The organism is Nitratidesulfovibrio liaohensis (genome assembly GCF_011682075.1).
In the GTDB taxonomy this organism is placed as follows: Bacteria; Desulfobacterota; Desulfovibrionia; order Desulfovibrionales; family Desulfovibrionaceae; genus Cupidesulfovibrio; species Cupidesulfovibrio liaohensis.
In genome coordinates this window covers 1-1,228 of record NZ_VSMK01000586.1, presented here as the reverse complement: position 1 = coordinate 1,228, position 1,228 = coordinate 1, and the positions used below count along the sequence as shown (strand labels likewise).

Annotated in this window: 1 protein-coding gene; it reads right to left on the bottom strand. The window is 70.3% G+C overall.

The window, feature by feature from the left end:
- Window positions 1–1,228, bottom strand: a 1,228-nt coding sequence (locus FVW27_RS16320; protein WP_167127147.1) for a molybdopterin-containing oxidoreductase family protein, incomplete at both ends; no start/stop codon positions are given.

Genomic DNA, 1,228 nt, shown 5'->3' with positions numbered 1-1,228 from the left:
GTGCGGCGACACCACACGCACCGCGTCGCCGTCGGCAAGGCCAAGGCGGGCCAGCGCATCGGGGTGCACGGCCACGCGGGGGTCCGGGCGCAGGCGGCGCAAGGAATCGATCTGCCGCCCCTCGGAATGGAAGAAGGGCAACACCTTGCATCCGGACATGAGGATGAACGGGTATGCGGCGGCCACCTCCGGGGTGGACACCGGCGACAGGGGCGGCTCCACGTACACGGGCAGGGGCGGGCGGCCTGCCCCGGCCATGACGGAACTGACCAGTTCCACCTTGCCGCTGGGCGTGGGAAAGCCGTCCGTCTCGTGCTTGCGGTAGCGCATGGGGCCGAGCACCAGCCCCTTTTCCGTGAAGGCGCGAAAGTCCATGCCGGAAGGTTCCAGCAGCCAGGCCAGATAGGCGTCCCAGTCCGGCCAGGGAAAGGCCTCGTCCAGGCCCAGGCGGTGGGACAGCTCCAGGATCACGGCGCGGTCGTCGCGGGCCTCGCCGGAATGCGGGCCACGGGCCAGCCTGCGCCGGGCCAGCACGCACCACAGCTTGTGAAAGTAGACCACGTCGTCCTGCTCCAGCCAGTGGGCGGCGGGCAGCACCAGGTCGGCCAGTTGGGCCGTGGGCGTCAGGAAGAAATCGGACACCACGCTGAACTCCACGTGGTCGCGCAGGGCGGCTTCCACCACGTCGCCCCTTGTGGCGGTGAGCATGGGGTTGGTGCCCACCAGCCACACCGCGCGGGGCCGGTACGGTTCGCCGCTGACGCAGGCGTCCCAGAACGTGGGCTGGTGGCAACCGGGACCGAAGGGAAAGCGCCCCGCGCCGATCATGCGGGTCTTCTGTTCCGGTGACAAAAGGTGCATGCCCAGCACCTTCTTGTTCTCCAGCGGCGACTTGCAGCGGATGTCCGGCGGGGGCACCCAGTGCACCATGCCGCCCGGCACGTCGAGGTTGCCGGTGATAGCCGTGAGCAGCAGCAGGGCGCGCCCGGTCTGGAAGGCGTTGACGCTGGTGTCTATGCCGTTGCCCCACAGCAGGCTGGCGGGCTTTACCGTGGCCAGCGCGCGGGCGGCGGCGATGATGTCCTGCGCGGGCACGCGGGTGATGGGCGCGGCCCACTCCGGCGAAAAGGCCCGCACGTGCCCGGCCAGTTCGGCAAAGCCGGTGCAGTGGCGGGCCACGAAGTCCGCGTCGTGCAGCCCCTCGCCGATGATCACGTGCAGCAGGGCC